Genomic DNA, 25,591 nt, shown 5'->3' on the forward strand with positions numbered 1-25,591 from the left:
TTAATTTATTTAAGCAAAGCTTAATGCCAATTTTTTCGCCCCGGCAAAGTCAGATTTGCCACTTCCCAATTTAGGTACCTGTGTCACTTGATAAACCTGTGCTGGTATCATCAGCGGATTACAGTTGTTATTAAGTAACTCTTGCCTCAGCTGTTTTTCGCTAATATCTGCCGTGGTTAATATCACTATCTTTTCACCTTTCTTGGGATCCGCCAGATTAACCGCTAAAAAATCACCTAAATCGTCATGAATAACTTTATTAACCTCTTGTTCTACCGCTTGTAAACTGATCATCTCGCCACCAATTTTAGCAAACCGTGAGTAGCGATCTACAACCGTTAAGAAACCGTCTTTATCAAGGTAGCCTTTATCGCCGGTTTTGTACCAGCGACGGTTATCTATGTTCACAATGACTTGCTCTGTTTTTTCATCATCATTTAAATACCCCAACATTAATTGGCTACCAGAAATTAATATTAACCCCTGTTCTCCCGTAGCAAGCGTTTGCATGCTGATAGGGTCAACAATTCTAAAAGAGCAACCAGGTAAGGGCATACCAACAGAGCCAATTTTGCTTCCTGACTGCACCCTTAAATCATTAGGATCGAGCTGATCAGGAATATTTACACTGGCAACAGGTGTTGTTTCAGTAGCCCCATAACCTTCATAAATTGTTTTATTAAACTTATCTTTAAAGCGTTGGCGAGTATCTTCAGGCAGCTTTTCAGCACCAGCAACCACCAGTCGTAAACTATCTAACATCAAAGGGTTAATTTTACGATTTAATGTATATAGTCTTAAAAACGTAGCCGTGGCGCAAAGCAGTGTCGCCTTATTTTTGGCGATTGCTTTGGCGATATTGAGTGCGTCCGTTGGGTCTGGATGACAAACCACAGGTATCCCTTCAATTAATGGCATAAAGGTGGTTACGGTTAAGCCAAACGAATGAAATGGTGGTAATGATCCCATAACCACATCCTTATCATTGGTTCTTAGCACATCACTGATTTGTTTAATGTTTGCAGAAAAGTTTTTATGACTTAACACGATGCCTTTTGGCGTGCCTTCGCTACCACTTGAAAATAAAATACATGCAGGAGCGTTTACATCTACGGGCTTACCAAAAACACGATAAAATGCCTTCGCCGGTAATAAAAAGCTGGCAATCGAGGCGCAGGTATAGCGTATTTTTGACAGCTGCTCTTTAACATCTTCCATATAAACTATATTGACATTCGCGAGCATTTTTTCGCAATCAATGCCTTTGTTTTGCAATTTTTGAATAAACTTCTTCGAGCTGAACACGGTTGTGATTTGAGCGTTTTCAATGCCAGAACATACGGCATCAACACTGGTAGAGTAGTTCAGATTTACTGCCGTTTGACCATTGAGCAACACGGCATTGTTAGCGATAATTGCGGCACTGCTTGCCGGCAGCATAAGACCGATATTTTGAGATTTATCTAACTGGTTAATTTTGGCTGCGAATGCCGCAGTGGCCGCCAATAACTGTCTATTGGAAACACGAGTTCCTGCAGTGTCTTTAACAGCTAATGACATTAAATTTTGTTTAGCAGATTTTATCCAAGCTAAAGGCAATGGATCAGCGTGGCTGGTTTGGTATTCCCAGGCATTAAATGCTAATTCAAACACTTTTTGCTTCAATTCGCTTGCAGGTGTTTCCATCGCTAATGGCGTACCAAAACAAATGGAAACGTCTCTACGCAAACCTTGTTGGGTATTTTCACGCAACTTACTACTTTTGGCTCGCGATAAACGACTGCCCCATAAACCATGCAGGTAGAATGGCACTATTACGCCATTTACATCATCTACAACGCGTTCATAGCCTGTTCTAAACACACCAAGAGCACCGGTGCGGCTTATTGCTCCTTCGGGAAATAAACATACAACTTCGCCATCTTTTAACGCCTGATTAACCAACGCCAATGATTCTGTGCTGTTACCTTCACTAATTGGAATAGCTCCAAAAAATTTAACGATGGGTTTTAGGTACCAACGATTATAAATGCTGCGTAGCATGACAAAACGAACTTTTCGAGGGCATGCCATTTGTACAATTAAACCATCAATCCAACTTATATGATTACCAAGCAATAACAAGCCATCATTAGCCGGTAAATTTTCAAAACCAAGCACTTGCAGCTTGTAACGGCGCTGCATAATAAACGAGGTAACAATTCGAATTAACGAGTGTGGTAATTGGTATACCGTATACAAGGCACCGGTTAACGCTAATGCCATCAACACATAAAAAATATCGGTACTGCTCATGCCATAAGAAACTAAGGCAATAGTCGCGATTAAAAAGCTCAACATGGCTACATTTTGTACCCAATTATTGCCGGCCAATACGGTGCCTAACTCATCTTCTTTAGCCGTGTATTGAATTAACGAATTTAACGGCACAATAAACAGGCCGCCACTAATACCTAAACCGAGGAACGTAAACGCCATAGTGATACTGGAATCAAGAGAGGCGATATTGCCAAGTAATAAAGCAAAACTGATGGCCGCAATTGGAATAATACCTAGTTCAATATGATCTTTTGATATTCGAGCAGCAAACAGTGACCCCATTACAATGCCAATGCCGGTACTGGCCATAATGCCTTGGATGATTAAGGTGTTATTTTCAGATAATACTTCTTTGGCAAAAGCAGGAAATGTTGCCAGCATTACTTGTGACACTGACCAGAACATGGATAAACCGACAATTGATAACCAAATAATTCGATTACTGAAAATCTTTTTCAAATTACTTCCCAGGTACTGGCCTTTGATGTAAGTTTTGGTAGAAAAAGTCATGCTATTATCAATAGGCTTAGTGTCTTTAAGCTGACACGAGAACCACCACTCGAGTACCGATAAAGCGACCATTACCCAGCCTAAAATCACTACGCCTTGTAAAATAACGCCGCTGTCTGTTAACTCAACTCCCGCCAGTAACAGTTCAAAAAATGCTGAAAATACAAAGGTACCTAATAATATTGACACTATGGTAACGGCCTGCACTAACGCATTACCTTGGGCTAAATGGTCAACACCAATTAACTCCTTTAAATAACCGTATTTTGCCGGTGAGTAAATGGCAGATTGGATACCCATTAATAGGGTTAAGGCGAAGGCGCCAAGAAACCATCCTTGGTAGTAACATAGGGTGATCAATAAGGTTGCAACAATGGCCACCAAAGCACTATTACGCATAACCTTGGGTTTAGGATATTTGTCAGCTAAGTAACCTGAAGGAGAAAATAAGAAGATAAACGGCAATAATATTAATGCATTTAATACCGCGGTTAAAACTATTTGAATGTCGCCATCGTAAATTTTGAACACGGTATTTTGCACAATAATTTTGTGTCCTAAATCAACAAAGGCATTAATAAATACCATGGCGATATAGGCGAAAAACCCTTTAAAAGTGAATAACTGTTTCATAATGTCCTTTGATTTATACCAATCCGTTTAATGATCACATCATTATGAGAACAGGTATTACTGGTTTGTTACACGTGGCGCTAGTGTGTATTTTGTTGTTATATTTTTCTACCAATAATTTAAGTGTTGCAATATATTCGCCTTAAGGTATAAATATTTAATACCATGAAGAATATTTAACCAACAATAATTAGATTACCCTATGGCCCAAACAAGTTCACTGTTAATTTCATTAAAAAAATCATTAAAAGCTCATGGCTACACTTATGCCGATGTTGGAAAGCACATAGGCTTGACTCAGGCCAGTATTAAGCGCTTGTTTAGTGAGGAAAATATTTCACTGCAGCGACTGGATCAAATATGCCAAATGATGGATTTAGAAATTTCAGATCTAGTACATTTAATGGCCGAGCAACAAGCGCAATTGCAACAACTTAGCGTTGAGCAAGAACAAGAGCTTAGTGATGATCTGGGTTTGCTGTTGATTGCTCTGTGTGTACTTAATAAATGGACCATGGATGAAATCATTGATCATTATAAGTTAGAGAGCCATTACTGTATTTTAAAACTGGCTCGTTTAGACAAGCTGAAAATTATTGAGCTGTTACCGGGCAATCGTATTAAACTTTTAGTTGCGGCAAACTTTGGCTGGCGCGAAAACGGTCCTATTCAGGCATTTTTTCAACGTACCATAGGCCAAGAATTTTTCAACTCCCGCTTTAATCAAGATGAGGAGAGCTTATTGGTACTCAATGGTATGCTTGCCAGTACCAGCAACAGTGAATTTCAACGTAAACTTAAACGAATAGCGCAAGAGTTTGAGGTATTAAATCACGAAGATTCCAGTTTACCTTTAAGCCAACGCTTTGGCGTTACGGTAGTGCTTGCTATAAGAAGCTGGCGTTACGGATTGTCGCAACATTTGTTCAAACCAAATTGATCACACCTATAAAAACCAATTAAAAGTCGTCATGTTATTAACTGTTTTTTTACATAAGGTATCGTTATTTAATACCTTGTGTAACTAAAATTGCAACTTTTTAGCTTTTAGTTGCGAAATATTACGGCTCCCGCCACAGTGCTGTTTCCTAATTTAAATCAATGACCGTCGTCATTGTGAGCAAAGGAAAGGGCAAAATTATGAACAACGTATTAATAAAAATATTAAAGCACTCGTTACTAATTGGTTTGGCATTGTTTAGCCAATTTAGTTTAGCGAGTGGCTTACTTACTCCTAGTGATGGTTCATTACCAGCATTAGATATTAACGAACACCACGTTAATGTGGTGATAGAAGACGGGTTTATTGTTACTCGCATAGAACAGGTATTTTATAACCCGAACGCCATTGATTTAGAGGCGATCTATTCTTTTCCACTACCTAAAAATGCATCTCTTGGTGAATTTGCCTATTGGATTGATGGTCAGCCGGTAACTGGCGAAGTGGTTGCTAAGCTTAAAGCTGAACAAATTTATCAGCAAGAAAAACAAGCTGGACGTGAAGTTGCGTTAAGTGAAAAAGACAGTTACAAAAGCTTTGATACTAAGGTATATCCTGTACGTGCCAAACAAGAAGTGCGTATTCAATTGACTTATTTGCAAGTAGTGGAAGTCGACACCTCAATTGGTCGTTACGTTTACCCAATGGAAGAAGGTGGTGTCGATGAAATTAAAACCGCATTTTGGAACTATCAAGATGATGTTAAGCAAAAATTCAGCTTTAACTTAACCTTTCGCTCGAGCTATCCAGTGGAAGAGTTTCGCCTGCCTAAACATCCACAGGCGTTAGTGCAACAAACTTCGGCTAATGAATGGTCAGTAAGTTTTGACAGCGAAGCCAATGCCGCCATTATTGAAGAAGGTAGCAACCCTAACAACTATGCAGTTGCTGCATCGGCATTTTCCCTAGACCAGGACATCGTTGTTTACTGGCGTTTACAAGCGGGTTTACCTGGCTCTATCGACTTGGTGAGCTATAAACAACCTGGTAAAGACCGTGGTACCTTTATGATGACCGTAACTCCCGGTGAAGATTTATCAGCAATTACTCAAGGCCGAGATTTTATTTTTGTATTAGATTATTCCGGTTCAATGCAAGGTAAATATCAAAGCATGGTTGAAGGCGTGCGCCAAGGTTTACATAAATTGAACGATCAAGACCGGTTTCAAGTAGTTATTTTTAGCAGTCATGCTGAGCAAATAACCAAGGGATATGAACACGCTACTCGTGAAAATGTAGAGCACTGGATGAAGAAGTTAGAGCAACAGCAACCGGGTGATAGCACCAACCTTTATAATGGCATGGAGCTGGCGATAAAAAACTTGGATGCTGATCGCCCAAGCGCAATTATTTTGGTAACCGATGGCGTAACTAATGTTGGCACTACTGAGAAAAAGGCCTTTATTAAATTACTCGAACAAGTTGATGTTAGGTTGTTTACCTTTGTAATGGGTAACAGTGCGAATAGACCATTGCTTGCTGGCATGACCAAAATATCGAATGGTTTTGCCATTGATGTCTCTAATAGTGACGATATAGTAGGGCAATTAATGCAGGCGACGGCAAAAATAGGTTACGAAGCATTTCACGATATTGATATCAACATTAGTGGCGTGAAAGTAAAAGACATGACGCCAACAAACGTCAACACGTTATACAGAGGCCAACAATTAGTGATATTTGGTCATTACTATGGCGATGGCGACGCTGAAGTAACAATTAAAGGTAAAGTGTCAGGTGATAAAAAGCGTTATAACAGCCGTTTTAATTTTGCCAAAGAAAATGAATTGCACCCTGAACTGGAGCGTCTGTGGGCATTTGCCACAATTCAAAACATTCAGGATAAAATGGATTATTTAGGTGCAGATAAAGATAGTGAACAAGCGATCACGGACATGGCCATTGAATATGGGTTAGTGACTGACTATACCTCTATGCTGGTGATGCGAGAGGAGCAATTTGCTGCTCATGGTATTGACCGTAAAAATCAACAACGGGTGACAAAAGAGCATGCCGCTAGAGCGAACAGAGCCCGTGCTCCGGTACGTAATAATCGTATCGACAATAGCAAACCGGCGTTTACCAAAAGTCGCCCGAGCTTTAGTGGTGGCGGAGGTGGTAGTACAACACCTTGGATATTATTAGTGTTACTTATCAGTCTTGCTCAGCGCAAAATAAGCAACGCTATCTAATACTAAACAACATAACGTCAGGGAAGCAGGAATGCCAACGTAACAGGGATGTTTTAAAGTTGGCTTTGTTAATCTGCTTATTTTTTATAAAACAGCTAAAAGGCATAAATATATTAGAAATTTAAGCTATTCAACGCTAAAATAACCGCAATTATCTTCTTTACAATAAAAATGGATCTTATATGTCACTTTCAGTGGTCATTCTAGCCGCAGGCAAAGGCACTCGTATGCGCTCTAACTTGCCAAAAGTTTTACACCCGGTTGCCCATCAATCTATGGTTGAGCACGTTATCGACTCGGCTCGTGCGGTTAACGCTGATAATATTTACCTAGTCTATGGTTTTGGTGGTGATGTCCTTAAAGCTCGTGTGCAAGGTGATGATCTTACGTTTGTTGAGCAAGCAGAGCAGTTGGGTACCGGCCACGCAGTAGATATGGCAAGTCCTTTTTTAAAAGACGATGAAGATGTTTTAGTGCTTTATGGTGACGTACCTCTTACCAAAGTATCAACTATAGAAAAGCTCATTCAAGCCAAGCAAGAAGACAGCATGGCATTACTCACTGTTCACTTAGCCAACCCAACAGGCTATGGGCGCATTGTTCGTTTAGGTGGCAATGTGGTGGGTATTGTTGAGCAAAAAGATGCGTCGGCAGAGCAACTTGAAATTACTGAATGTAATACCGGTATTTTATTGGCGAATGGTGGCGACTTGAAACGTTGGTTATCTAATCTTTCAAGTGACAATGCTCAAGGTGAATATTACCTAACCGACATTATTGCGATGGCTCATAGTGACGGCCAAACTATTCATACAGCTCACCCTGATACCGAAGTTGAAGTTGAAGGTGCTAATAATAGAGTTCAACTTGCTAATCTTGAACGAGCTTATCAGTTACGTAAGGCTGAAGAACTTATGATTGCTGGCGCAAGTTTACGCGATCCTTCACGTATTGACGTTAGAGGTAACTTAACCGTTGGCAACGAAGTTCAAATAGACGTGAACTGTATATTTGAAGGCGATGTATCATTAGCCGACAATGTTAAAATAGGTGCAAATAGCATCATCATTAATAGCCAAATTGGTCAAGGTGCTGAAATTAAACCAAACAGCATTATTGAAAATGCCATAATTGGTGAGCAATGTTCGGCAGGACCTTTCGCCAGAATACGCCCTGGTACGGTAATGAAAACCAACTCACACGTTGGTAATTTTGTTGAGATGAAAAACACCGTAATGGATGAAGGTGCAAAAGCCGGCCACTTAACTTATTTAGGCGATGCTGAAATTGGTAAAAAAGTAAACATTGGTGCAGGGACCATTACCTGTAACTACGACGGTGTGAATAAATCTAAAACCATTATAGGTGATGGCGCCTTTATTGGTTCAAACGCATCATTGGTTGCCCCTGTAACTATTGGCAAAATGGCAACTACAGGCGCAGGCTCTACAATTGCTAAAGATGTTGAAGATGAAACATTGGCTGTTTCAAGAGCCAAACAGCGCAACATTACTGGTTGGGCACGACCAACTAAAAAATAAAGTAAAACGCCGGCATATGCCGGCGTTTTCATATCTGTATTGGCGGTTTAAAAAGAATAGGTCAAATTAAAGTAATGGCCTGCACCGCTAGTATCAACTTCCTTTCCACCTAAAATAGTACCATCTTTCCACTGGGTCATATTGTCGTATAGTTTTAACCCGTACCCCATAGCAAAGTGCGAGCTTGGCAGGTGATACCAAAGGCCTAAATAGGATTGTACTGAGGTGTCGGTGCGATACTCTTGCTCAAAACTATTACCATTGTCTAGATCACTACCAAATTCATAATCAAAATAGCCTTGGAAGGCAAGAAAACCAGAATTCTCAAAATGGTGAAGTTGTTTAAACCAGTTCATATGAAAAGCATAACCATCCCAATCATCCTCATTGGTAGCACCGTAGTTTTCACGAATCAACCGGGCATATAAATTCACCCCGGTTTTACCTAGCCAAGGTAAGTCCATATCGGTACCAATACCAAGCCAAACAATTTTCAGGCCACTACTTTTTGTTGTAACCGGTACTTCATCTACAACATCAACAACACAGGTTTGCGCACACTCATTATCACCATAATAAATATCCATCGCGATATACCACTCTTTAATGATGCCTACAGATAAATCTTTATCGAATAAATAATCGAGAGACATCCTCGGCTCTATATCGGCAAACATATTAGAGCCATCATGGGCATCACTGTCGGAATTATTAAATGCATCTTTAAAGTCAACGTAACCGTATAAATCAAATAATCCAGAGCGGCCACCAAACTCTATTTCAAAGTATTGGTCGTTAAACTTAAACGGCCCGCCACGTTGATCTTGACCATGATAAAGATGAAAGTTAAGCCATAAAAAGTCATTTTCATGGATATCTTCTGGAACATCAGCGGCTAGCAGCACACTTGAATACAGCAAACTTATAAAAAGCAAAAAACCAGTTAACACTCTCATGAAATGTCTCCAAGTAATAAAGTTAGGATGTTTTTAAATGTTGATAAAAATTATAGTTCAAATATTTAATTATGATGCCGACTATAGCCGCACCCGTTTAAAGAAGGTCTGACAACGGGCTGAGAACACCACTTGCACCTCTTTCTATAACATGAGTGTATATTTGTGTTGTTCTAACATCGGTATGGCCCAATTGCTCTTGCACTGTTCTTATATCGGCACCACGTTGCAATAAATGGGTAGCAAAAGAATGACGTAAAGTATGGCAAGTTACCCGTTTTTCTAACTTAGCTTTTATTGCTGTATTTCTAACTGCTTTTTGTAACCCTGTATGATCAATATGATGTCTTCTTAATAAATTATTTTCAGGATCATTGCTTAACCGGGTTGAGGGAAATAGAAAATGCCAACCCAGCTGCTTAGGTGCCTTTGGATATTTTTTTGATAGAGCATAAGGCAACCAAACCCCTGCATATTCATTATTTTTTAAATCTTGAACTACAAACTGTTTAGCGAAACATACTTGTTGTTTTAGCGGCTCTAATAGCTCTTTAGCTAAAGTTACTCTGCGATTTTTGCCGCCTTTGCCTTGCCATATTTGTAATGATACATAATCAAAATCAATATCTTGTATGCGCAGCCTTATTACCTCCATTAAGCGTAAGCCGCTGCCATACATAAGCTGACATGGTAAAACCCACTTGGCAGGCAAATGAGCAAAAAACACCTTCATTTCAGCCTTGGTAAGCACGACAGGTAATTTAGTTGGCGCAGTACTTTTATTAAACCTTAATTTAAGAGTTAACGGGGTTAGCAGCACGTCTCGATATAAAAACACCAAAGCATTCAACGCTAAAGCTTGCGTACGAGGAGCTACATACATCTCATTGGCTAAAAAACTAAGGAACAGTTCAACATCGTTATCATGTAAAAGCTCGGGGTGTTTTTTGTTGTTATAATTGATAAACGCTTTAATCCAATACAGATAAGATTCTATGGTGCGCTTTGCATATCGGCGGGTCCACATGTATTGTTCAACATGCAATAAAAACTCTGATTTCATAATTTGAATTCCTTTTCAATTAATCACAATCAGTATAGTAGATAAATTTAAATTGTAGATACCAAGAAATGACCTCTCAAACTGAAAAACAAAAAATGCTCGCCGGTGAACAATACAACCCCCTTGATCGTCAATTAAGCGCAGAACGAGAAGCATGCAAAATTACTCTTAAACAGTTTAACGACTCTGCACCGCAAGATACCAAGCAGCGCCGTGAATTACTTAAAGAACTATTTAAGAAAAAGGTGCAAGTGTGGATAGAACCGCCATTTTACTGTGATTACGGCAGCAATATTGAACTTGGTAAACAAGTATTTTTTAACTTTAATTGTGTCGTACTAGATGCAGCCAAAGTCACCATAGGCAATAATGTGTTTATTGGCCCAGCAGTACAAATTTATACCTCTATACACCCAAAAGATGCGAGCCAACGCCGCAAATTCTTTGAATCAGCAAAACCAATAAGTATTGGTGACGATGTTTGGATTGGCGGTGGCGCCATAATTTTACCTGGAGTAACAATCGGTGATCGTAGCATCATTGGCGCTGGCAGCGTTGTAACTAAAGACATACCAGAAGACGTTTCTGTAGCTGGAAACCCAGCCAAAATTATTAATAAAAATTAAATAATACTGACACCAATCACCAACACCTGCATTTCTACACAGAAATGTAGGCATAAATAAGCAATCTATTAAAAACATTAAATTAACTCTTTGATAAAGGGCTAAAAACTATTAAAGTGATTTCATTATTAAATAAATAGAATGGATTAACCTCATGAGTAAATGTAGGTAATTTCGTTCTATTAAGCTGTTATACCTACCAAGAAAGCATGGAGAATAAAAATGGCAAAATATGGAACAGTTACTTACACAGGTAAATCGGGGACAAAATATGAATTCACTGCATATTCTTGGGATACTGAATTCAAAGAAAATTACGGAGCCGTTTATTTCATAACTAAACGCTCTCAAAATAATGAAGGCGGCCACTCCCACACTCGTATTTACGTTGGTCAAACTGGTGACTTATCCGAACGATTCGATGATCATCATAAAGCTGATTGTTTTGCCTCAAAAGGGGCAAACTGTAAATGTATTTATGGCGAGTCAAATAAAGATTCTAGGCTAGCAATAGAAAGAGATCTTATCGAAGCATACGACCCACCGTGTAATGGGTAGGTATAACAAGCGCATTAAGTATCGGGACACATAACAGTTGGCTGGGTTCCGCTTCGCTTCACATTTTAGCCAACTATTATTTAGCCCCTTATGCGGGCGTTATGTATCTAGGGAAAGTTATGCGTAGAATTCTTATATTCCTTCTGGTTTTAGCTTCCACTCAAGTTCATTCAGAATATTCTACTTTTAAAGTTTTGGATGTTAATTCGTCCGTCTGTATGGGTTTTAAAATTTGGGTCTTTGAAGGTAAGCATATCCCAATAACTTTCCCAAACACAATTGATGATATGTCTCCTAAAGGAGTTAAAGCTAAGTTCAAAAAAGATGGTAATGTAGTTTTTTCTTCGTATTCTCATTTTCATAAAAAGCAATCAAATTTTGGGCTGACACTTGAAGTGGAAAATGAACTCACAAATTATCGTGATATTGAGCTTGAAGTAGAATACTCATGTAACAAGGAATGCGTATCGCATTTTTCAACCTATGTGATTCCATCCGTATACGCTTATAAGCATATCGGAGAGGGTGAATGTAGAGCCATAGATACATAACAAGCATTTAAAGCGGGACTGCTAACAGTTTGCTCGGTTCCACTTCGTTTCACATTTTAGCAAACTATTATCAGCCCCTTAAATGGGCGTTATAAAACACTCAGGATCGAGTAAATGAGTAAGCTAGTTTTTATTTTAAGCATCATTTTAATTACCTTTGCTGTAATTATGTTTGTTGTAGATTTTCTACCAATAGATATGTTTAATAGCTCTAATCAAGAAATGTATATTAAGTCTGTTTCAAGTAACTCTTTTTCTTGGGTAAGCTATCGAGTACACGCATTAGTTTTAGGTATTGTGTTATTCGCATTAAATAAATATACAAACTTGTTCGGTGGGTAATGTGTTTTATAACAAGTTACTCAATAGGACAAATAACACTGTCACGGCTTTTGCAAAAAGCGCAAAACCAGTGCCAGTATCATTAGCCTCTTAGTAAGGCGTTATGCATTAAATTATGAAAACTAGAAATATTGGCCTTAATTTAATAATCATTCTAGCGGTAGCGGGGATGGCATTAGGAACATACGGAAAGCTAAACCCAGAATTTGGAAACGATTTTTGGAATGCGTTAGGTCCAAATGTTCGTATTGGCATCGCTACGTTATTTTGCTTGTTTGGCTTTTTTGTCACTTTTCCTAGAAAGCGATTAATTGAAAAACGTGTAAAGCCAATACTTTACTTAAAACCATTGTTTTGGTTCGGTTTTTTGATATATTTTTGGTATCAATGGTTTAGTTTAAGTTAAATGCATAACAAGGCGCTCAAGCAGGACGCAAAACACTTGGCTTGCGTTCGTGCCTCACTAATTTTAGCCAAGTATTTTTCGCCTCTTAGCTAGGCGTTAGTTGCCTTATGAATATTGTGCCATTAATCGGATTGAAGAGTATCGAATTTGGTGACTCCAAAGAAAAAGCGAACATGCTATTTGGTGTACCTGATTTAGTTGAAAATGAGTTAGGGCAAGACGGTGTTAGTTCTGAAATTTGGGAGTTCAAATCAAAAGGACTGAAGTTATATTTCGATCCTGATTTAGAGTTTAGGTTATGGGAAATCTCTATTACCTCTGAAACTGTTCAGCTCAATAATGTTACGCTAATTGGGCTTAATGAGACTGAGTTGCTAAATAACTTTCCAAGTTTAGCTTTAGAAGTAAATGACGGTGTATTTAAAGAGTATGTAGATTCATCTCAAGAACTAGTGTTCTTCTTACGTAACAACATCGTTGAACGTATAGATTTATCACCTAATTTAGATGACTATCTAAACAAGTTTGGTGTAGTCGGCAACTAACAAGCCACTCAAGCGGGACTGCTAACAGCTTGCTCAGTTTCGCTTCGCTTCACATTTTAGCAAGCTATTATCAGCCCCTTAGTGGGGCGTTATGTATCTAGGAGATGTCTTGAGTTCTCGATTCAATAAAAAGTCTTTAATTCGATGGAAGGTCTATATTGATCGTTCAAAAATGTATATTGGCTATGTACAGTTTTTGCTTATAATTTTCGTTTTCATAAAATCTCTAGGTGATAACCCCGTTACTGAATTTGTATTTAATAGCCCAATGATTGCAGTTCCTATTATTTTAGTTATTTTTGTTATAGCTTCTTTGCTTCTCGGTTATTTAGATTCAAGGCTTGGGTTTCGTGAAGAAGAAATTAGAAACCACTCTAAATCTAATCCTGTATTAATGGAAATTCAAAAATCTCTTAATGAGCTAAATGATAAAGTAGCACAAATGGAACAGAGTAAAACAAACAAAAGTTCAGGCGAAACAGATACATAACAAGCCATTACAGTAACGGGACTGCTAAGAGCTTGCTCGGTTCCGCTTCGCTTCACATTTTAGCAAGCTATTATCAGCCCCTGAATGGGGTGTTATGTTTTTCTGCCAACATCAATGCATAATTTATTTTTAGCTTACACTGAGAAATCAATATGAAACCCAATAATAAAATTCAAATGATACGCCCCGTTTTAACAGAAGTCTTATCAATTGTTATAGGTGTTCTGCTTGCTTTAGCTGTAAATGAATGGAATGAAAACCGAATACAAACTGGAAAAGCAGATGAAGCAATCCAAAATATAATCCATGAAATTGATTCTAATATTAAGTTAATGGATATTGTTAATAAAAACAATAAGGTTGTCATAGAGTTGCTTAATAATGAAAGCGTTGTAACTTCCAACGAAAAAAATAATCAACAGTTTTTACCCGGATTGCAAATACAGGATACGGCGTGGAAAACTCTTCAATCAACGGGGGTTTCACAACATATTAAGTACTCTACACTTTATACGTTATCTAATGTTTACTCACTTCAAGAGATTTATAAAAAATTGGGGTACAATTTAATTCAAAATGTTGCTAATCATCGTATATTGCTATCGGTTAAAGATAAGGGTGTTTTAAACTCTATTGACAGTAAGGTATTCCTTACTGACATGGAGTTAATAGAAAGTGTTGAAAGTGCACTTTTGAGCAATTACAAAAAAACTTTGGATCAGCTTAAAAGTAAAGTGTAAAACAAAACATAACAAGAATTTAAAGCGGGACTGCTAACAGTTTGCTCGGTTTCGCTTCGCTTCACAATTTTAGCAAACAATTATCAGCCCCTTAAATGGGCGTTAGGTTAATAAGGAAATTTATGAGTATAGCTGGACGTATAGCTCAACTAATTATCGGTTTAGTAGTAGGTTGGTACGGCTTAACCTTAGTGTCTGAGGATGGTTCAGATATATTCACTTGGTTACCAGTAATTATTGGTGCAGGTACAATCTTATCAGCCATGTTTCCTGATCTTATCGACATATCAACTAATGATGGTGATAGCGGTTCTAGCAGTGACTCTGGCGGTGACGGAGATTAATTAACCTAACAAGGCACTCAAAAGGACAAATAACCGTTGGCTGTTTGCTCCTTCGTCGCTTATTTTAGCCAACAATTATTTGCCTCTTAGTGAGGCGTTATGAGTCTCTAGGGAAATGAGTCAAGAAGAAATAAAAGTGGAAATTTGTGAGCATGCTTTAGAAGTATGTAACAACAATCGCAATGTAATGCTTCCCCAAATATTTGAGTCAATTGAAAACCAATTGAATTGGTTAATTGCGTACTTCAAAGGTGAGTCTTGCGATAGACAAAAATTATTTGAATTAACCTTTGGACATTTTGCCGCTCGTGAAATTGACCCTAGAGAAAAAGAAGTTGTTGAAGCACTGAATAGAGCTTTTTATGTTGCCGAAAGAACTCGGCAAGGACTTAAATTGGATTTAAACGTTTTGAGAATAGACTCATAACAAGCCAATACAGTAACGGGACTGCTAACAGCTTGCTTGGTTCCGCTTCGCTTCACATTTTAGCAAGCTATTATCAGCCCCTGATTGGGGCGTTATGTGTTTGTGTTACGAGGAATCTATGACAATACCTTACAATATGGCTTTTGCATGTCTAGATTGTCGTAAGTCATTCAAACGTCAGTTTAATTTATCAAAAGAGTGTCCGTCAGAAATGACTTGTCCTAATTGTGCTGGAATAGCTCATAATTTTGGCCGTCATTTTAAAGCACCGAAGAAAACTGATAGTAAACAGTGGAAAAAGATTGAGTTCTTATTCCAACATGGGTTTAAATTTCAAAAAATTAGAATAGGTAGTGGGCATCACGATGTAGTGAATTATCCTGATACATTAGAGCAAGCTAGAGAGTTCGTAGTTAAATATAAAAATCACGCAATTAGCTAAGTATAAACACATAACAAGTTGCTTAAACGGACGTGTAACAGTTGGCTCACGCTCGTTCCTCGCAAGTTTAGCCAACTGTTTCACGCCGCTTAGCAAGGCGTTAGTTTGTTTTATCTTTAAGAGTTAAAAACAAGGAATGTTTTCAAATTAAAGTAAGCGCTTTTTATTGAGTAGATACTTTTTAAAATCAGCGCTTAACCTACCTAATCATTTCCATTTTGTTTTCTTTTTAAGTACAGTAGATAAATTGTAAAAAGTGTATGTTTACCAATGGCTTGTGGCCAGTAAACTGGCGGAAGCGTGGTTACTCAAACTAACAAGCTGTTCAACGTGACACATAAAGCTGGCTGTGTTTCGTGCCTCAACTATTTTAGCCAGCTTTACTTAGCCCGTTAACAGGGCGTTATGAGTTTCTCCGAATATGGCATCTGTTGAAGATTGGGTAGGACTTCTCAAAATTAGAGAAGATAAACTATCTAAAATTAAATATGAAACAGTACAACAAAAATATGTTTTGTTTCTTGCTTCTAGGGTAAGTGAGCTGTGCTTAGATGCTGTTATTCTTTTAAATAATCAAAGAGTATCAGGCGTACCTGTAATTTTGCGCACCGCACTAGAGTCATACGCTGATTTTTTAGCATGTATAAAAGAATCTGAACACACCAAGGAAATGACAGACTCTCTATACTGGCAACTTCACGAACTCCATAAAGAAACAGATAAAGAAAAATCAGATTATTACAAAAATAAAGGTAAATATTCCTCTGTTAAAAAGCGATTTAATAAGGCTGGTTTACAAGAGTTATTTAATGGTTATTACAAAGAACTTTCTCTTCACTCTCATGGTAACCTATCAGCATTGATAGAGTTTCATTCAAAAGATAACTCTGTTTATTTAGGTTCATTGAGTGATGATGAGAAATTATTAATGTTCTTTGATCAGGCTATTAATTTCTTGGCTTTAATTTTAAAGGACACTTTCGAGTTCTTTAAATTACCTAAAAGTGATTTATTAGAGCCACAAAGAGTTTTAGACAGTATTAATAAAAACTCATAACAAGCAATTAAAGCGGGACTTTTTACAGTTTGCTCGGTTCCGCTGCGCTACACAATTTTAGCAAACTATTAAAAAGCCCCTTAATGTGGGCGTTAGGGTTTCAGGGAGGTTCCAATCAAATATCTAGCATTTTTAATCGTTCTTTTATCTTTCACATCCTTTGCTCAAAAATTTGAGTACTCAACAATTTATGGGACAAAGGTAAATATCTCAGTTGATGAAGAAAAACAAAAATGTAGAACACAAATGTTTGATGTTATTAGCATAACTAAAAACTGTGGTTGGGACATTGATAAAGAAATTAATATCATAGGTAATAACCTACGTATAAAACTATTAAATGATAATATTTCTCGTGGTTATCATGAGTGGGCAGACGAATTCGGTACTTATAAAGTACAAACTGTTAAAGAGTTAAATTTACTTACTCATAAATTTGAAAACGTATATGTTGTACAATTTTTCCAACAAACGCCTTACCCTGCGGTATATTTAACATTAATAAATCGTCAAATTGGTATTATTGGTTTTGGTCGTAGAACTGAAGCATATCCAAATCTAGAAGTTACTGATTTGGCTTTTATAAACGGTGATTGTGGTTTTGCTGGGGCTTGTAATAAGAAACCCTAACAAGCGCATTAAGACGGGACTGCTAACAGTTTGCTCGGTTCCGCTCCGCTTCACATTTTAGCAAACTATTACCAGCCCCTTATGCGGGCGTTATGTAGCAATATGAAATATCTAGCATTTGTATTTTTAATTATATCTTTTAATGCATTTTCTTGTACTCAAGAAGAAGCCATGGCTGCTGAAGAAGTCGCTGCTTATGCCAAATCTTGGGAAGCTTTGGAAAATACATTCATTAAGTACGAACATTGCGATGACGGATCTATTGCGGCCGGTTTTTCTGAGTCTGTATCAAATTTATTAGCGTACAAATGGGATGAGTTAGCTTATTTAAAAAACAAGCCTGAGCTATATAAATTTGTTTTATCCCATATAGATGAAACATGGGGCATGCAATATGACGACGTACTTAAAAATGTAAAGCGTTCATGTCCTAATTTCGCTAACAGCATTTGTCAGGCTGTTATCAATTTGCCAGCTACATAACAAGTCATTCAAGCAGGAAAATTTACAGTTGGCTGTTTTCACTGCGTTCAACATTTTAGCCAACTATAAATTTCCTCTTAATGAGGCGTTATAACTCAAGGAAGTATTGTTTGCTTATGAAGCATTGGATGCTCAAATTAAGAATGTTTATCTTTCTTAATTCAATTATATTTCCCGCTTTAGCGCATGGTCCCGAATGGGTTTACTATGCGATGTGCGTTGGCTTATTTGTCGGGTTCATTGGATTACTATGGGTAGCTTGGAAAGTAATCATCTTTTTTGTTATTCCAGCATTACAAAAATTGTTAAGTAAAAAATAAATTTAACCTATTGAGAAATTGAGTTATAACAAGCAATTAAAGCGGGACTTTTTACAGTTTGCTCGGTTCCGCTGCGCTACACAATTTTAGCAAACTAATAAAAAGCCCCTTAATGTGGGCGTTAGGTATACAAGGAAGTCTAGTGAAAAAATTCAAGGCATATCTACTCATCATATTTAGCTCACTTTTAGGCCTTTTCGCAACATTGAGTGCGTTAACGTCTATACCTATGTTTATGAAACTAGATATTTCGCAGCCTTATAATTGGGGGTATATTGGTGGTAGAGTAATCATAATTGTTTTATTGTTATTTTTAGCTAAGGTACTATTTAGTAAAGGTAAAAAGCTAAAATCTGTTCTCGAAAGTGGTGCTTAGTATACCTAACAAGCTGTTAAAGCGGGAAAAATTACAGTTGGCTGGTTCCGCTTCGCTTCACATTTTAGCCAACTACAATTTTCCCCTTAACAGGGCGTTATAAGGGCATCATACTGTGGTGAAGTATTTAGTAATTTTCCTATTATTGTTTTCAGGTTTTACGTATTCGAGCGAATGTACGAAGTGGGAATACGCAAACTTAGGGTATACGACTTCTTCTAACGGTTTAGAGCCTGAGCATGAAAAGTTCGGTTATTTTGTTTTGTGGTCAAATCCTAAGGGGTTATCAACATGGCAAAATAACAAATTAATGATGAGTGGTGTTACTGATAAATCAATGAAAGAGTTCTTTAAAATAAATTCCCACGACTATATATCTATTCTAAATGCTTTGGGCAATAGAGGTTGGGAAAGCTATAGCTATGATCTTTATCGGCGAACAGAGCACGAAAAAAATCATAGTTGGCAGTTTAAAAGGTGTAAGGTTTAAAACCCTTATAACAAGCTGTTCAAGCGGGACAAATAACAGTTGGCTGGTTCCGCTTCGCTTCACATTTTAGCCAACTACAACTTGCCCCTTAACAGGGCGTTAGGTTACCAGGGATGAAATTAGAACAAGTTGACGTATCTGAAGAATTCAAATTAATTGAAGCTAAATTCTTTAGAACCATGCGTACTTCGGCGTTAATTGCGCTTACTATCTTTCCCGTTTATTGGTTGGATATTTCGTTTATTAACCCTTGGTCAGGTCCTATCGTTGCCGCCATTCTATACAATATTTGGGGCTACCGTTATTACAGGTGCCCAAATTGTAACTCTGTTATTACCTCGGCATTTACTCGTAAAGGTTTCGCTTTTAAACCCAGTAAGTGTATTGATTGCAGTGCGGTATTTAGAAAGTAGTAACCTAACAAGGCACTCAAGCAGGACAAATAAAGCTTGGCTTTTGTCACTGCGTGCCAGATTATAGCCAAGCATTATTTGCCTCTTAGTGGGGCGTTATGTTTCAAGGAAGATGATGAGTAAGGTTTCTACTAAGGAGCTATATTTGATTGGGGTCATAGGTGCTCCGTATTATATTTTTGCTGTGGTATTAGCCTCTGTATCAGTAAAACATATTAGTTTTGGCTTTTTAATACTCTTACCTCTTTGGTTAATCTACGATCGTATTTCACAAACTACCTATATCGCGTATGTCAAAAATGGTGGTTGTAGTAAAAGTAAATACACCTTAATATCAATTACATACCAATTTATCTTCATCTGTATCACTTTAGTTATTATGGGTGCAGTTGAAACATAACAAGCAAATAAATCAGGACAAATAACAGCTTGGCTTTTTGCTCCTGCGTCGCTTATTTTAGCCAAGCATTATTTGCCCATTATTGTGGGCGTTAGCGATATCTCGGAGCTAGTCATGAAATCAATATGGGTATTACTTTGTCTACTCATTTCGCTAAGTTCAAAAGCCAATGAATCATATGAGTTAGCTTTTGAGCACTTTGTTAATAATTCGAACGGGTTATTTCAATTTAGTGATAACTTTTTGAACCAGATTCAGAAACTAGATATTGAGCCTGAAATAAAGGATAGTTTAATTAGATGTGCGACAGAAGATAAACTTTTCTATCTAAAAGACTTTATTCCTATATTTCAAAGGTATTTAACAGCTGATGATTTAAATAAAGCATCAAATTGGTTAATGTCAAAAGAAGGCAAACTTTGGTTCAATATCCATAAAGGTCTCGTTAACGTAAATGAATTAACTAAGTCACAAATTGAACAAATTAATGAATTTACAGGCGGAAAAATAATGAGAAATTTAGACATAGCAACAAAAGAGTCAATTGATATTGCTCCATCTTCTTCTCAAAAGTTTGCAGACTATTGTATAGCAAAGTCTGGTTTATAATATTGCTAACAAGTTACTCAAAAGGACGCAAAACGCTTGGCTTGTGCTCCTTCGTCGCTAATTTTAGCCAAGCATTTTACGCCTCTTAGTAAGGCGTTAACTTGCAAAGGATATGTATCAATTAATGCGACCAATTCAACTAAAGTTAGCTATTCTGTTTTGCTTTATTGGCTTACTCATAAATCTGGCTTATATACCGTTAAATATGGAAAGTTATGGTACAGGATGGCTAATTATTTTCGCAGTTAAACTATTCGTAAGCTTTTTTTGGGCTGCCGCTTTTATTCTGATATTAAAGGGCAGCAGTTGGCCTAGGTATGTTTATTCTGCATTTGTTATTTATGCATTAGTTAAAACAGTTTATTTAGGTGCTTTTTCATTATTAGATTTTTGGGTTATAACCTCATTGCTGGCTAGTTTCGGTGCAATCATCCTTTGGTTTTTGCCTCAATCTAATAACTGGTTTAAAGTAATAAAAAATCAAGCAAGTTAACAAGGCGCTCAAGTGGACAACTAACATTGTCACGGCATTTGCAAAAGACGCAAATCCACGCGCCATTATTATTTGCCTACTTAGCTAGGCGTTATGTTTTTATGAGAATACTGATAATTTCGTTAATGTTTCTAAGCCTCAGTGGTCATGCTTGTAAGCTTAATCCTGAGTATATGAAACTGCGTGCAGAGTTAACTAAGGAAGTACGTGAACCATATAATTCATGTATAAAATCTACTCGTGCCTACTTTTTTTATAAAGCTGTTGCAAAGTGCGAACAGGAAGGACGAGGTAAAGATATATCAGGTGGGTGCTACCACGTTGTTGGTTATGAAGAAACTCATGATGAATCTGAATTAAATCATTGCAAAGTTTTAAAACCAACAACAGAAGAGTTTGTAGCTCTTTTAAAGGCAAACGCAGAACATCAAGCTATAAAAAGATGCTTGGATTAGCTCAAAACATAACAAGCAATTAAAGCGGGACTTTTTACAGTTTGCTCGGTTCCGCTGCGCTACACAATTTTAGCAAACTATTAAAAAGCCCCTTAATGTGGGCGTTAGCTGACTAAAAATAGATCGAGGTTCCATTGTCAAAGGAAGATAAAATTTCATTACCCGAAGTACAACTGTTAGTATTATTTTTATGTAGTACCTTTGCAATATTGCCAATGATTTTTAGCGGGAACTTAATTGGAGTATTCACTTTCGGCTTAATAGTATGTTTTTATCTAGTTTCTGAATTTAAGTGGCTTAAAACCACATTTAAGTTAAATGATAAAGAAGTTGTTTTTCACTTAACCTTAATTAGTATATGCGGTTTACTCGCGTATGAAGTGTTCTTTTTGTTAGGTGTTTTAGCTGGTTTCCCACTTTCAAAATTTTATCAGTGGCCTTGAAAGTAATTTGTAGTAATCGTCAGCTAACAAGCCACTCAAGCAGGACAAAAAACAGTTGGTTTTGCTCCTGCGTCGCTAATTTTAACCAACTATTTTTTGCCTCTTAGTGGGGCGTTATGTGTATAGGGTATGATTCGACCTCCTCATTATGAAAAAATATTTCAACTTACAATTGATATTGTAAATACAGATGATGTTGAGTTGGGATTAATTGCATACAATAAAATTTTAAAAATTTGTGAGACGCATGAAGGTACCTTACTAGATCATCCTTTCCAATGGGAAACTCTTGGTGATTTCACATTGGAAGATAACTTAAAAGCTCTTTCTTTTTATTTTAAAGCATTAAAGTTAGCTAATAATGCAGGGTTAACTGAGTACATAGCATCAATCAATTTAGCTATTGCCGAGCAATACCTTGAATTGGGGGATTTTAATAAGTCTTGGAAGTTTGGGGTTGCTGCTAATGAAGCTGTAAAATCGTCAGTAGATCTTTCACTAAAGCAGGAAATAAGTGAAACTCTTTTAGAAATCAGTAAATACACATAACAAGCTAATTAACAGGACAAATTACAGTTGGTTTTGCTCCTGCGTCGCTTATTTTAACCAACTGCAATTTGCCCATTATTAGGGCGTTAGTTGTTTCGAGAGTTTGGAGAAAATAAAAAGTATGGATGCTAATCAAATAGAGATTTTGATTAAATCAATTAAAGCTGAGTTACCATTTACACCACCATTTCAATACAAAAAATTTGATGAAGATCCATTCCCATTATCATTCTCTGAAAATGTAAACTACTTAGGTGATTGGTCAGCTCATTGCCTGCATCCTTTTACTAAAATAGAGTGGCTTTGCGTTCGTCCACAATATTTAAAAAGTGTTGGGCGTTTAGTTCCACCTAAAGTAGTTTCCTGTGAGGCTGAGTTTATTAATTTATTGCAAAACTTAAAGGTTCCATTTCAGTCCCAAGGTGATACTATTTTCATTTATTGTAATAAAAACAACTAACAAGCCAATCAAGCGGGACTAAAAACAGTTTGCTCGGTTTCGCTTCGCTACACATTTTAGCAAACAATTTTTAGCCCCTTATTGGGGCGTTATATGGTACCACTAAGTCAAAGTAATAATTAGGTGTTTTAAGCAAGTTGTATTGCCTTATTCGCCGCGTTGAATTCTTATATTTAAACTAGCTTGGTTATTTAATTTTAAATTAATTTACTGTTTATAAAACTGAATTCGTAGTGTGTGTTGTAGTGGTACTCGATTATAAATTCTTGCCTTGTTGTAAATGTTAAGTTGCTGTAAATTAATACTAAAGTTGTGAGTCATCACTCATATAACAAGGCAATCAATCGGACAAAAAACAGTTGGCTTTGTTCGTGCCTCACAAATTATAGCCAACTTTTTTTTGCCGTTTATCGCGGCGTTAAATTACTAAGGAAAGTTATGTATATCTGGAAAGTCTCCCCATTAATTCAAGAACTAAAATCAGAAGGTTTATCTCAAAAAGAGCAATTTAAGTATTTTCTTACATATTCAATATTAATGGTATTTGCCACAGACCCATTACTTTCTTTTGGTTACGAGTATGTTGTATACGATGCACTAAATACTCTTATCGTCACTACCGTAACTATATTGGGTATAGTTTATTGTTATAAAGTGAATGAGTCTGTTGATGGAAAAGATTTCATTCTGAGGCTTATGACTTTAGGTTTGCCTATTATGATCCGTTTTTTGGTCGTGGTTATCGCTATTACATTTGTTTATTATTTTTTTATAGATTCTAGTGATTCTGAGTTGATTACTACTCAGCCGATTGATGTTTTATTTTCAGCGATTTTCATGATTGGATATTATTATTATTTTGCTAAAAAGTTAAAGGCATTTGCGAGTTAGTAACTTAACAAGCCTCTTAAGCAGGACAAATAAAGCTTGGCTTTTGTCACTGCGTGCCAGATTTTAGCCAAGCATTATTAGCCTCTTAGTGGGGCGTTATGTTTTACGGAGATATTGGTGAAAAGTTTACTCAAAAGTATTCAATATGGAATGTTAGATTTCATCGAAGGAGATGATGAGCCCGATTATACATCTGAAGATGTTAGTGCTTGTATTACTCTACTTTTAGAGTTCATGTCTGTAGTTGAATCTGAATCACAAACAATAGATAGCGCAAGAGAACACGTTAAGAATTTAGTTCTTTCACTGAATGAACTAAATGAAAAATGTGGTGAATGCTTGATAGAAACAGACCAACGAGAAGAGATTTGTGAGTTTATATTCAAAGTTGTTGCCAACGCTAATATAGAGGTTTCTGGAGATATTACAGAAGAGTGGCGTGACTGGTAAAACATAACAAGCCATTACAGTAACGGGACTGCTAACAGCTTGCTCAGTTCCGCTTCGCTTCACAATTTTAGCAAGCTATTATCAGCCCCTGAATGGGGCGTTATATTGCTAAAAAAGTACAGTGTGTTTTCAGCATAGGAGAGCAAATGAAAAAGGAACTTACAGATATATTTGAAGTTGACTCAGTTCTAAAGACTCTCGTTCTTTGCATTCTCACAATAGGTTCGTATTTAATATATAAACTTTACCGTTTTTCGAACCAAATCAACGAGCATACAGAGCTTAAAATATCTAAATATTTTATCCTTACTACTGTAATTTTATTTGGCATTTCATTAGCTAGTTTAATTTATGGCTTAGTTAATCTTCACGATTTATCCATTTTTAAAAGCTCAATTGTTATTCATTTGGTTTCAAGTGTTTTTGATGTAACGTGGATAGTTATGGTCCGCAATCGTATAAACCAAATTTCAGGTTCAAGTAAAGGTGACATACTTTGGTTAAATCCATTTATTACATCATTTTTTCATGTAATCTATATGCAACATAAAATTAATCAAAGCTTGGTTAAAGCCGCAATATAACAAGCAATTAAAGCGGGACTTTTTACAGTTTGCTCGGTTCCGCTTCGCTACACAATTTTAGCAAACTATTAAAAAGCCCCTTAATGTGGGCGTTATACGGCAACACTAAATCAAAGAATACATGGAAGTATTAAGTAAATATCCTTGTCTTAATCTCGGCGTTGAATTCTAAAGCTAAACACATTCGGCTGTTAATTTTTACACCTTATACTGTTTGTAAAACTGAATGCCAAATCTAGGTTGTAGTGTTGCACCATTATAAATTCTAGTCTTGTTGTAAACGTTAAGGTGTTGTAAGTTAACTATAAAGTTGTCTGTCACCATCGTATAACAAGGCAATTAATCAGGACAAATAACGCTGTCATGGCTTATGCAAAATACGCAAAAGCAATGCCAGCATAATTCGCCTATTATTGAGGCGTTAAATTGAACATGAGAATATTTATAAGCATCACATTTGGAGTTTTTTTAGGAATAGGCCTTTCATGGTTTTATTTCAAGAATTGGGTGGAACCAGAATATGATAAAACGGCTATTTCATGGGTTACAGCAGAACAAGGTTTTATCTATCAATATTTGTTCACAATTTTAAATTCTGATGAAAGTGAAATTAAACCTAAATTGCAGCGTTATTTGTGTAAGTCTATTTCATCTAATATGAATTGGAAAAAAGGTGAGCTTAATGGTCATGCTATGGCTATGGGAGTTAAGCCTACAAATAATATGTTGCAGGAGTATTTGGTCATAAATAATATTGAGCTAGAAGATTGTGTTAGTTCAATTTAACAAGTTGCTCAAAAGGA

Annotated in this window: 33 protein-coding genes; 30 read left to right on the forward strand and 3 right to left on the reverse strand. The window is 36.8% G+C overall.

Going from position 1 to position 25,591, the window contains the following annotated elements; translation table 11 throughout:
* Window positions 1–9: 9 nt before the first annotated feature.
* The gene (locus RI845_RS00200) at window positions 10–3,462 is read right to left on the reverse strand and encodes an acyl-[ACP]--phospholipid O-acyltransferase (protein ID WP_348387738.1); all 3,453 of its coding nucleotides are present in this window, start codon (window positions 3,460–3,462) and stop codon (window positions 10–12) included.
* A gap of 202 nt (window positions 3,463–3,664) precedes the next feature.
* On the opposite strand from RI845_RS00200, the gene RI845_RS00205 reads away from it, so the two are divergent.
* The 3 genes from RI845_RS00205 to glmU all read left to right on the forward strand — a co-directional run bounded on the left by RI845_RS00205 (window position 3,665) and on the right by glmU (window position 8,195).
* The gene (locus tag RI845_RS00205; RefSeq protein WP_348387739.1) at window positions 3,665–4,402 is read left to right on the forward strand and encodes a helix-turn-helix domain-containing protein; all 738 of its coding nucleotides are present in this window, start codon (window positions 3,665–3,667) and stop codon (window positions 4,400–4,402) included.
* A gap of 200 nt (window positions 4,403–4,602) precedes the next feature.
* Entirely contained in the window at window positions 4,603–6,654 is a 2,052-nt protein-coding gene (locus RI845_RS00210) for a VIT and vWA domain-containing protein (protein WP_348387740.1), read from the forward strand.
* Window positions 6,655–6,836: 182 nt separating this feature from the next.
* Window positions 6,837–8,195, forward strand: coding sequence for a bifunctional UDP-N-acetylglucosamine diphosphorylase/glucosamine-1-phosphate N-acetyltransferase GlmU (glmU, locus tag RI845_RS00215; protein ID WP_348387741.1), 1,359 nt, complete (start codon window positions 6,837–6,839; stop codon window positions 8,193–8,195).
* Window positions 8,196–8,242: 47 nt separating this feature from the next.
* Here the strand turns inward: glmU and RI845_RS00220 are convergent, their stop codons facing one another.
* Entirely contained in the window at window positions 8,243–9,151 is a 909-nt protein-coding gene (locus RI845_RS00220; RefSeq protein ID WP_348387742.1) for a nucleoside-specific channel-forming Tsx family protein, read from the reverse strand.
* 97 nt (window positions 9,152–9,248) lie between these two features.
* On the reverse strand, window positions 9,249–10,214 hold the full coding sequence (locus tag RI845_RS00225; RefSeq protein ID WP_348387743.1) for an integron integrase: 966 nt from the start codon (window positions 10,212–10,214) through the stop codon (window positions 9,249–9,251).
* A gap of 68 nt (window positions 10,215–10,282) precedes the next feature.
* Between RI845_RS00225 and RI845_RS00230 the strand changes: the two genes are divergently transcribed.
* The 27 genes from RI845_RS00230 (at window position 10,283) to RI845_RS00360 (ending at window position 25,574) form a co-directional block, all read left to right on the forward strand.
* The gene (locus RI845_RS00230; protein WP_348387744.1) at window positions 10,283–10,840 is read left to right on the forward strand and encodes a sugar O-acetyltransferase; all 558 of its coding nucleotides are present in this window, start codon (window positions 10,283–10,285) and stop codon (window positions 10,838–10,840) included.
* 222 nt (window positions 10,841–11,062) lie between these two features.
* Complete coding sequence (locus tag RI845_RS00235; protein WP_348387745.1) at window positions 11,063–11,398, forward strand: GIY-YIG nuclease family protein; 336 nt, start codon at window positions 11,063–11,065, stop codon at window positions 11,396–11,398.
* 119 nt (window positions 11,399–11,517) lie between these two features.
* On the forward strand, window positions 11,518–11,949 hold the full coding sequence (locus RI845_RS00240; RefSeq protein WP_348387746.1) for a hypothetical protein: 432 nt from the start codon (window positions 11,518–11,520) through the stop codon (window positions 11,947–11,949).
* A 114-nt stretch (window positions 11,950–12,063) separates the two neighbouring features.
* A complete protein-coding gene (locus RI845_RS00245) occupies window positions 12,064–12,291 on the forward strand; it encodes a hypothetical protein (RefSeq protein WP_348387747.1) in 228 nt (75 codons plus the stop codon).
* A 115-nt stretch (window positions 12,292–12,406) separates the two neighbouring features.
* Window positions 12,407–12,697: a hypothetical protein gene (locus RI845_RS00250; RefSeq protein ID WP_348387748.1), complete on the forward strand. Its 291-nt coding sequence runs from the start codon at window positions 12,407–12,409 to the stop codon at window positions 12,695–12,697.
* A gap of 107 nt (window positions 12,698–12,804) precedes the next feature.
* Window positions 12,805–13,242 (forward strand): hypothetical protein, encoded by a 438-nt coding sequence (locus RI845_RS00255; RefSeq protein WP_348387749.1) that lies wholly within the window; start codon window positions 12,805–12,807, stop codon window positions 13,240–13,242.
* Window positions 13,243–13,351: 109 nt separating this feature from the next.
* The gene (locus RI845_RS00260; RefSeq protein WP_348387750.1) at window positions 13,352–13,732 is read left to right on the forward strand and encodes a hypothetical protein; all 381 of its coding nucleotides are present in this window, start codon (window positions 13,352–13,354) and stop codon (window positions 13,730–13,732) included.
* Window positions 13,733–13,884: 152 nt separating this feature from the next.
* The gene (locus RI845_RS00265; protein ID WP_348387751.1) at window positions 13,885–14,472 is read left to right on the forward strand and encodes a hypothetical protein; all 588 of its coding nucleotides are present in this window, start codon (window positions 13,885–13,887) and stop codon (window positions 14,470–14,472) included.
* A gap of 122 nt (window positions 14,473–14,594) precedes the next feature.
* Complete coding sequence (locus RI845_RS00270) at window positions 14,595–14,816, forward strand: hypothetical protein (RefSeq protein ID WP_348387752.1); 222 nt, start codon at window positions 14,595–14,597, stop codon at window positions 14,814–14,816.
* A gap of 115 nt (window positions 14,817–14,931) precedes the next feature.
* On the forward strand, window positions 14,932–15,243 hold the full coding sequence (locus RI845_RS00275) for an immunity protein Tsi6 family protein (protein WP_348387753.1): 312 nt from the start codon (window positions 14,932–14,934) through the stop codon (window positions 15,241–15,243).
* A gap of 118 nt (window positions 15,244–15,361) precedes the next feature.
* Window positions 15,362–15,685: a hypothetical protein gene (locus RI845_RS00280; protein ID WP_348387754.1), complete on the forward strand. Its 324-nt coding sequence runs from the start codon at window positions 15,362–15,364 to the stop codon at window positions 15,683–15,685.
* A 421-nt stretch (window positions 15,686–16,106) separates the two neighbouring features.
* Window positions 16,107–16,742, forward strand: coding sequence for a DUF5677 domain-containing protein (locus RI845_RS00285; RefSeq protein WP_348387755.1), 636 nt, complete (start codon window positions 16,107–16,109; stop codon window positions 16,740–16,742).
* Window positions 16,743–16,988: 246 nt separating this feature from the next.
* Window positions 16,989–17,372: a hypothetical protein gene (locus RI845_RS00290; protein ID WP_348387756.1), complete on the forward strand. Its 384-nt coding sequence runs from the start codon at window positions 16,989–16,991 to the stop codon at window positions 17,370–17,372.
* 102 nt (window positions 17,373–17,474) lie between these two features.
* Window positions 17,475–17,855, forward strand: a complete 381-nt coding sequence (locus tag RI845_RS00295; protein ID WP_348387757.1) for a hypothetical protein — start codon at window positions 17,475–17,477, stop codon at window positions 17,853–17,855.
* 462 nt (window positions 17,856–18,317) lie between these two features.
* Complete coding sequence (locus tag RI845_RS00300) at window positions 18,318–18,551, forward strand: hypothetical protein (protein WP_348387758.1); 234 nt, start codon at window positions 18,318–18,320, stop codon at window positions 18,549–18,551.
* A 118-nt stretch (window positions 18,552–18,669) separates the two neighbouring features.
* Window positions 18,670–19,041: a hypothetical protein gene (locus tag RI845_RS00305; protein ID WP_348387759.1), complete on the forward strand. Its 372-nt coding sequence runs from the start codon at window positions 18,670–18,672 to the stop codon at window positions 19,039–19,041.
* A gap of 113 nt (window positions 19,042–19,154) precedes the next feature.
* A complete protein-coding gene (locus RI845_RS00310) occupies window positions 19,155–19,454 on the forward strand; it encodes a hypothetical protein (protein ID WP_348387760.1) in 300 nt (99 codons plus the stop codon).
* 145 nt (window positions 19,455–19,599) lie between these two features.
* The gene (locus tag RI845_RS00315) at window positions 19,600–19,854 is read left to right on the forward strand and encodes a hypothetical protein (protein ID WP_130598657.1); all 255 of its coding nucleotides are present in this window, start codon (window positions 19,600–19,602) and stop codon (window positions 19,852–19,854) included.
* A gap of 114 nt (window positions 19,855–19,968) precedes the next feature.
* A complete protein-coding gene (locus RI845_RS00320; protein WP_348387761.1) occupies window positions 19,969–20,463 on the forward strand; it encodes a hypothetical protein in 495 nt (164 codons plus the stop codon).
* Window positions 20,464–20,575: 112 nt separating this feature from the next.
* The gene (locus RI845_RS00325) at window positions 20,576–20,956 is read left to right on the forward strand and encodes a hypothetical protein (protein ID WP_348387762.1); all 381 of its coding nucleotides are present in this window, start codon (window positions 20,576–20,578) and stop codon (window positions 20,954–20,956) included.
* A gap of 101 nt (window positions 20,957–21,057) precedes the next feature.
* On the forward strand, window positions 21,058–21,411 hold the full coding sequence (locus RI845_RS00330) for a hypothetical protein (RefSeq protein ID WP_348387763.1): 354 nt from the start codon (window positions 21,058–21,060) through the stop codon (window positions 21,409–21,411).
* Between the two features lie 572 nt (window positions 21,412–21,983).
* Entirely contained in the window at window positions 21,984–22,403 is a 420-nt protein-coding gene (locus RI845_RS00335; protein ID WP_348387764.1) for a hypothetical protein, read from the forward strand.
* Between the two features lie 121 nt (window positions 22,404–22,524).
* On the forward strand, window positions 22,525–22,863 hold the full coding sequence (locus RI845_RS00340; RefSeq protein WP_348387765.1) for a DUF6678 family protein: 339 nt from the start codon (window positions 22,525–22,527) through the stop codon (window positions 22,861–22,863).
* A 438-nt stretch (window positions 22,864–23,301) separates the two neighbouring features.
* Window positions 23,302–23,754: a hypothetical protein gene (locus RI845_RS00345; RefSeq protein ID WP_348387766.1), complete on the forward strand. Its 453-nt coding sequence runs from the start codon at window positions 23,302–23,304 to the stop codon at window positions 23,752–23,754.
* 117 nt (window positions 23,755–23,871) lie between these two features.
* Window positions 23,872–24,204, forward strand: a complete 333-nt coding sequence (locus RI845_RS00350) for a hypothetical protein (RefSeq protein WP_348387767.1) — start codon at window positions 23,872–23,874, stop codon at window positions 24,202–24,204.
* A gap of 146 nt (window positions 24,205–24,350) precedes the next feature.
* Window positions 24,351–24,788, forward strand: a complete 438-nt coding sequence (locus RI845_RS00355; protein WP_348387768.1) for a hypothetical protein — start codon at window positions 24,351–24,353, stop codon at window positions 24,786–24,788.
* Between the two features lie 432 nt (window positions 24,789–25,220).
* Window positions 25,221–25,574, forward strand: coding sequence for a hypothetical protein (locus RI845_RS00360; protein WP_348387769.1), 354 nt, complete (start codon window positions 25,221–25,223; stop codon window positions 25,572–25,574).
* The last annotated feature ends 17 nt before the right edge of the window (window positions 25,575–25,591 follow it).

The sequence above is a fragment of the Thalassotalea nanhaiensis genome, from assembly GCF_031583575.1.
GTDB lineage: Bacteria > Pseudomonadota > Gammaproteobacteria > Enterobacterales > Alteromonadaceae > Thalassotalea_A > Thalassotalea_A nanhaiensis.

Excerpts from the sequence above, each read along its gene's own strand:
- RI845_RS00320 (WP_348387761.1), top strand. The coding sequence starts at position 19,969 with ATGAAATCAATATGGGTATTACTTTGTCTACTCATTTCGCTAAGTTCA.
- RI845_RS00245 (WP_348387747.1), top strand. The coding sequence starts at position 12,064 with ATGAGTAAGCTAGTTTTTATTTTAAGCATCATTTTAATTACCTTTGCT.
- RI845_RS00295 (WP_348387757.1), top strand. The coding sequence starts at position 17,475 with ATGAAATATCTAGCATTTGTATTTTTAATTATATCTTTTAATGCATTT.
- RI845_RS00325 (WP_348387762.1), top strand. The coding sequence starts at position 20,576 with ATGTATCAATTAATGCGACCAATTCAACTAAAGTTAGCTATTCTGTTT.
- glmU (WP_348387741.1), top strand. The coding sequence starts at position 6,837 with ATGTCACTTTCAGTGGTCATTCTAGCCGCAGGCAAAGGCACTCGTATG.
- RI845_RS00220 (WP_348387742.1), bottom strand. The coding sequence starts at position 9,151 with ATGAGAGTGTTAACTGGTTTTTTGCTTTTTATAAGTTTGCTGTATTCA.
- RI845_RS00225 (WP_348387743.1), bottom strand. The coding sequence starts at position 10,214 with ATGAAATCAGAGTTTTTATTGCATGTTGAACAATACATGTGGACCCGC.
- RI845_RS00250 (WP_348387748.1), top strand. The coding sequence starts at position 12,407 with ATGAAAACTAGAAATATTGGCCTTAATTTAATAATCATTCTAGCGGTA.
- RI845_RS00265 (WP_348387751.1), top strand. The coding sequence starts at position 13,885 with ATGAAACCCAATAATAAAATTCAAATGATACGCCCCGTTTTAACAGAA.
- RI845_RS00285 (WP_348387755.1), top strand. The coding sequence starts at position 16,107 with ATGGCATCTGTTGAAGATTGGGTAGGACTTCTCAAAATTAGAGAAGAT.
- RI845_RS00335 (WP_348387764.1), top strand. The coding sequence starts at position 21,984 with ATGATTCGACCTCCTCATTATGAAAAAATATTTCAACTTACAATTGAT.
- RI845_RS00270 (WP_348387752.1), top strand. The coding sequence starts at position 14,595 with ATGAGTATAGCTGGACGTATAGCTCAACTAATTATCGGTTTAGTAGTA.
- RI845_RS00355 (WP_348387768.1), top strand. The coding sequence starts at position 24,351 with ATGAAAAAGGAACTTACAGATATATTTGAAGTTGACTCAGTTCTAAAG.
- RI845_RS00230 (WP_348387744.1), top strand. The coding sequence starts at position 10,283 with ATGACCTCTCAAACTGAAAAACAAAAAATGCTCGCCGGTGAACAATAC.
- RI845_RS00200 (WP_348387738.1), bottom strand. The coding sequence starts at position 3,462 with ATGAAACAGTTATTCACTTTTAAAGGGTTTTTCGCCTATATCGCCATG.
- RI845_RS00310 (WP_348387760.1), top strand. The coding sequence starts at position 19,155 with ATGAAATTAGAACAAGTTGACGTATCTGAAGAATTCAAATTAATTGAA.
- RI845_RS00290 (WP_348387756.1), top strand. The coding sequence starts at position 16,989 with ATGTTTGATGTTATTAGCATAACTAAAAACTGTGGTTGGGACATTGAT.
- RI845_RS00235 (WP_348387745.1), top strand. The coding sequence starts at position 11,063 with ATGGCAAAATATGGAACAGTTACTTACACAGGTAAATCGGGGACAAAA.
- RI845_RS00345 (WP_348387766.1), top strand. The coding sequence starts at position 23,302 with ATGTATATCTGGAAAGTCTCCCCATTAATTCAAGAACTAAAATCAGAA.
- RI845_RS00205 (WP_348387739.1), top strand. The coding sequence starts at position 3,665 with ATGGCCCAAACAAGTTCACTGTTAATTTCATTAAAAAAATCATTAAAA.
- RI845_RS00210 (WP_348387740.1), top strand. The coding sequence starts at position 4,603 with ATGAACAACGTATTAATAAAAATATTAAAGCACTCGTTACTAATTGGT.
- RI845_RS00330 (WP_348387763.1), top strand. The coding sequence starts at position 21,058 with ATGAGAATACTGATAATTTCGTTAATGTTTCTAAGCCTCAGTGGTCAT.
- RI845_RS00240 (WP_348387746.1), top strand. The coding sequence starts at position 11,518 with ATGCGTAGAATTCTTATATTCCTTCTGGTTTTAGCTTCCACTCAAGTT.
- RI845_RS00360 (WP_348387769.1), top strand. The coding sequence starts at position 25,221 with ATGAGAATATTTATAAGCATCACATTTGGAGTTTTTTTAGGAATAGGC.
- RI845_RS00340 (WP_348387765.1), top strand. The coding sequence starts at position 22,525 with ATGGATGCTAATCAAATAGAGATTTTGATTAAATCAATTAAAGCTGAG.
- RI845_RS00280 (WP_348387754.1), top strand. The coding sequence starts at position 15,362 with ATGACAATACCTTACAATATGGCTTTTGCATGTCTAGATTGTCGTAAG.
- RI845_RS00255 (WP_348387749.1), top strand. The coding sequence starts at position 12,805 with ATGAATATTGTGCCATTAATCGGATTGAAGAGTATCGAATTTGGTGAC.
- RI845_RS00275 (WP_348387753.1), top strand. The coding sequence starts at position 14,932 with ATGAGTCAAGAAGAAATAAAAGTGGAAATTTGTGAGCATGCTTTAGAA.